This window comes from Paenibacillus doosanensis, assembly GCF_025060755.1.
GTDB classification, from domain to species: domain Bacteria; phylum Bacillota; class Bacilli; order Paenibacillales; family NBRC-103111; genus Paenibacillus_S; species Paenibacillus_S doosanensis.
Genome location: NZ_JANYUY010000100.1, coordinates 1 through 4,426, shown reverse-complemented (window position 1 = coordinate 4,426; position 4,426 = coordinate 1). Strand labels below are relative to the sequence as shown.

Sequence of the window (4,426 nt, the reverse complement as noted above, 5' to 3'; positions counted from 1 at the left end):
CTGCTAGTCATGAACCTCGAAAAGAGACTCCGGGTTCTCTTTTTGCCTTTTTTGCAATGGCTCTGGTCGACCCTCTCATTCCGCTTACCCGTGATGCCGTAAATTGCGACCCGTTCAGCAAGCCCTATTTATCTATCTTATTTTATCATAGCAAAAAAAACCACCGCATAAAACCAAGAAAATCCCTCTGCCCTGCTCCTGCGGAGGCTTCATGCGGTTTCCCCTTGCAAAGTCGTCTAACGAGGATATTTTCAAGGCTAATGGAAATAATTGAACTGTTCGCATCCTAATGCGAAGGAGGCCAAAGCATTTATTCCCTGCCTTATGGTAAAACTAAGATTCCCTTTACTTTGCCGGACGTTCAAAGAGCGGACCGGGTTATGTACCGGGCGGACGAAGAATCGGCGGACGATTCGCTTTCCCGGCAGCGCGTGCTTAATGCCCTGCGCAGCCCGATAGACACCCCTGCATTGTCCGTGCTGGCCCAAGGCAAGCGAAGCGCGGCCGTTATGATCAGCGACGGAACCAGGCTGTGTCCGAGCCATTTGCTGCTGCCCCTGCTGCTGGACGAGCTGAATCGCGGCGGCATTCCCGATACGTCCATCGACATCGTCATCGCCTTGGGGATGCATCGCAAGCACACCCGTGAGGAGATGAAGCGGCTTGTCGGCGACGACGTATTCTCGCGCATCCGCGTCCATAATCATTCCGCCGATGTGGAGGATTGCATTCACCTGGGAACGACAACGGCCGGCACTCCCGTCGAAATTAACCGTACGGTAGCCAAGGCCGATTTACGTGTGGTAACCGGCAATATCGAGCCTCATGCGCTCGTTGGCGTTGCCGGGGGCGTCAAAGCGCTCATTCCGGGCGTAGCGTCCCAGCGGTGCATCGAGCATAATCACAGCCTGTCGCTGCGCCACCAAGCCGTTCCCGGTCAGCCGGACAATCCGATTCATAGCGATTTGGAAGAAGCGCTTCAGTTCATTTCCGCAGACTTCCTGCTCAATGTCGTCGTCGATCATAACCGTCAAGTTTTGGAGGCGGTCGCCGGCCATGCCGTTGCCGCTCACCGCACAGGAGTGGGCCTTGCTTCAGCGCGCTTTCTCGTTCCGGTATCCCAAACGTATGACGTCACCATCGTTTCTCCCGGAGGATACCCTAAGGATACGCAGCTGTATCAATCCATTAAAGCGCTGCGCAACGCCTCCTCTATGACCAAAGCCGGAGGCACCATCATCATGGCCGCTGAGTGTCCGGAAATATTCGGCAACGGCATGTTCCAATACTGGACCGAAACAATGGACCGGGAACGAGCCGTAGCCAAGCTGAAGCAGTCGTTTCAACTGGGAGCGCACAAACTGCTGCATCTGGACGATATTTTATCCAAGCACCGCGTCTATTTGCATTCCTCCATCCCGCCGGCTGTAATTGAACTCCTCGGCATCCTACCGGCGGAACAGCTGCAGAAGTGTGTAAACGAGGTCGTGCATAGCCGTGCTCAACATGTCGCCATCATGCCCTTCGGTTCCATGACCTTTCCGCAGCTGCCGTCTGTGCAGTAATTCCGTCCTATAAACGAATGGAGGATATCCTATGCATTGGGTGAACTGGTCCCTCGACCGTGTGCTCATCTTATTCGTCGCCGTTGCGTTTGTCGCCATCGGAGCTCAGGTGAGTCTCTCACATTACAGGCAAAATTTCCATCATAAATCCATGTGGGCACCCGTCATCGCATCTCCCTTATTCAGCTTGACCGGGATTGTTCTTGTCTTCGTCAGGCCCGAATGGCTGATGCTGTTGTTCGCCGCCTTAATGTGGCTCGGAGTGGTCATAGGCTCCGCCGGATTTTATTATCATTTTCACGGTGTCGGCGTAAGAGTTGGGGGATGGACCATGAGAAACTTTCTTACAGGACCTCCGGTCGTTCTTCCCGTGCTGTTTATCGCTATTTGTGCGTTAGGCTTACTAGCTGTGTATTGGAGGTAGCCGTCAGATGAACAAAGAAAGCCACTACCCGACCTACGATGTTATGGCCGCACAACATGAATGGGACCCGAATACCCGCAAACTCGTCAACGACCGCCTTCATACCGGCGGAGATTATCGCTTTCTGAAAGTAACCGAAGCGGAGATGCTGCGTGCCTGGTGCTCCCTGCTGATGGACGACGATCGGGGAGAGATCATCCAATATGTCATCGAGCATATCGACCAAAGCTTGTCCCAGGGCACGGAGAGCGAGCGAAAACCTGGTATTCCTCCTTCCCCAGCACTCATTCGGATCGGTCTGGACGCGCTGGACGAATCGTGCCAGCTTCTGTACACCGATCGCTTTTTCCATCTTGCTTACGACAGGCAGCGGCAAATCATGGAGTCGATCAGCACCGGGGACGGCACGCCCCACGAACTATGGAAGCAAGTTCCGCAAGAAGCTTTTTTCCTTCGATTGCTTATGTTGGCCGCCGAAGCGTATTACTCTCATCCCCGTGTATGGTCGGAAATCGGCTATGGCGGACCGGCCTATCCGAGAGGCTATGTGCGCATGCATCCCGGACAGCTTGACCCATGGGAGGCGAAGCCGAAATATGAAGCGTAAATACGAAGGGGAAGTCGTAGACGTCGTCATCGTAGGGGCAGGGGCTGCAGGCGGCGTGCTGGCCAAGGAGCTGAGCGAAGCCGGTATGAGCGTCGTCATGCTCGATGCGGGCCCGTTCCTCAATCCGCAAAAAGATTTTGCGAGCGACGAGCTGTCGATGCAAAAGCTGGGCTGGCAGGATACCCGGATCGTAACCGGCGAAGATCCTCTGCAGATGGGGCATAATAACTCGGGAAAAAACGTGGGCGGAGGCACCGTTCATTTTACCGGCGTCTTTCTGCGCTTTCACGACAGCGATTTTCTCGCCAAAACCCGTGACGGCGTAGCCGACGATTGGCCGATAGGTTATGAAGATCTGGCTCCTTATTACGATAAAATCGAGAAAGAAATCGCTGTGGCCGGACCTAGGCATTTTCCGTGGGGCAATTTTCATGGTCCGTATCCTTATCCTGAGCGGGATCGGCTTAGTCCGAACGCTTTCGTGTTTCAAAAAGGCTGCGAGCAGCTCGGCATCCGCACGGCCGTCACTCCTTTGGCTATCTTGTCGGCTCCGTTCGAGGATCGGCCTCCTTGCATCAATCGCGGGTTTTGTAATCAAGGCTGCATGCCCAACGCCAAATTCAGCACGTTAATCGTACATATCCCTAAGGCGATGCAGGCGGGGGCGGAAGTTCTGGCCGACTGTATGGTCACACAAATCATCATGAACCGCGACGGAAGAGCCGAGGGCGTTATGTTCACTCATGAAGGAAAGTCATATGAGCAGCGCGCACGCCTGGTTATCCTGTCCGCCTTTGTCGTCGAAACTCCGCGGCTTCTGCTTCATTCGGCCAACGCTCAGTTTCCGGACGGGCTGGCCAACAGCAGCGGTTGGGTAGGCAAAGGGATTATGACCCACAGCAGCCATGACGTCTATGCCAAATTTAACGAAGAAATTCGCCTTTATAAAGGCACGCCTGTGCTCGCCAGCACCCAGGACTTCTATGAAACCTCCGCCGAACGGGATTTTGTCCGGGGTTACACGCTGCATGCCCATGGCGCCCGTCCTGTCGGCTTCGCCAAAGGAGTGGCCCGTTCTTCCCCCGTTCCTGTATGGGGAGCTCGATTGCGCGAAACGATGTGGGACTATAATTATTACGGACGCATCACAATGGTCGGTGAAGTTCTTCCGAATCCGGATAACCGGGTTACTTTAAGCGATGAAAAAGACGAACACGGCATACCCCGAGCTACGGTCGCCTTCAGCTACGGAGATAACGACCGCCGGTTGATCGACCATGCCGTAGGCACCATGAACTCCATTCTGGAGGCGGCCGGCGGCAAACCGGAGATTATCGTACCCGACACGGCGCATCTGATGGGCGGCTGTCGAATGGGCAATGACCCTACCGCATCCGTCGTTAACTCTTACGGTCAAACCCATGATATTCCCAACTTATTCATTTGCGATGCCAGCATCTTCGTCACCTCCGGCGGCGGTAACCCGACGAATACCGTCATGGCGCTTGCCGCACGTACCGCAGACTATATTAAAGCCAAGGGCGCACGCCTCGAGCTGTAGTTTATCGCCTCTCCCCCGCAACCGCGGCAAGAGGCTTCTTTTCATTGATGAAACAGGGCATAAACCGTACAATAGAACAATAGAAGGGCAAGAATCGATGATAACAAGGAGGATTTGCGGCAATGGCTATCGTAGAATTAACCCTGAATTTCGAAAGCGCATAAGAATGCGGTGGCGATCATCCAGGAGCGGATCAACAACTGTGAATAAGTGGGAGTGGGACCAGCGAAATTTTGAAACCAATATCCACATGGGGATAACTCCCCCCT

At 54.2% G+C, this 4,426-nt stretch carries 5 protein-coding genes; all 5 read left to right on the top strand.

Annotated elements, in window-relative coordinates:
• The coding region (locus tag N0M98_RS33425; protein ID WP_259620490.1) for a hypothetical protein at window positions 1-290 on the top strand (290 nt) is incomplete at its 5' end.
• 18 nt (window positions 291-308) lie between these two features.
• Window positions 309-1,565, top strand: a complete 1,257-nt coding sequence (locus tag N0M98_RS33420) for a nickel-dependent lactate racemase family protein (protein ID WP_259620491.1) — start codon at window positions 309-311, stop codon at window positions 1,563-1,565.
• A gap of 31 nt (window positions 1,566-1,596) precedes the next feature.
• Window positions 1,597-1,989, top strand: coding sequence for a hypothetical protein (locus N0M98_RS33415; RefSeq protein ID WP_259620489.1), 393 nt, complete (start codon window positions 1,597-1,599; stop codon window positions 1,987-1,989).
• Between the two features lie 7 nt (window positions 1,990-1,996).
• Window positions 1,997-2,596: a gluconate 2-dehydrogenase subunit 3 family protein gene (locus N0M98_RS33410; RefSeq protein ID WP_249860086.1), complete on the top strand. Its 600-nt coding sequence runs from the start codon at window positions 1,997-1,999 to the stop codon at window positions 2,594-2,596.
• Window positions 2,586-4,157, top strand: coding sequence for a GMC family oxidoreductase (locus N0M98_RS33405; RefSeq protein ID WP_259620488.1), 1,572 nt, complete (start codon window positions 2,586-2,588; stop codon window positions 4,155-4,157). Before N0M98_RS33410 ends, N0M98_RS33405 begins: the two co-directional genes overlap by 11 nt.
• Window positions 4,158-4,426: the final 269 nt, after the last annotated feature.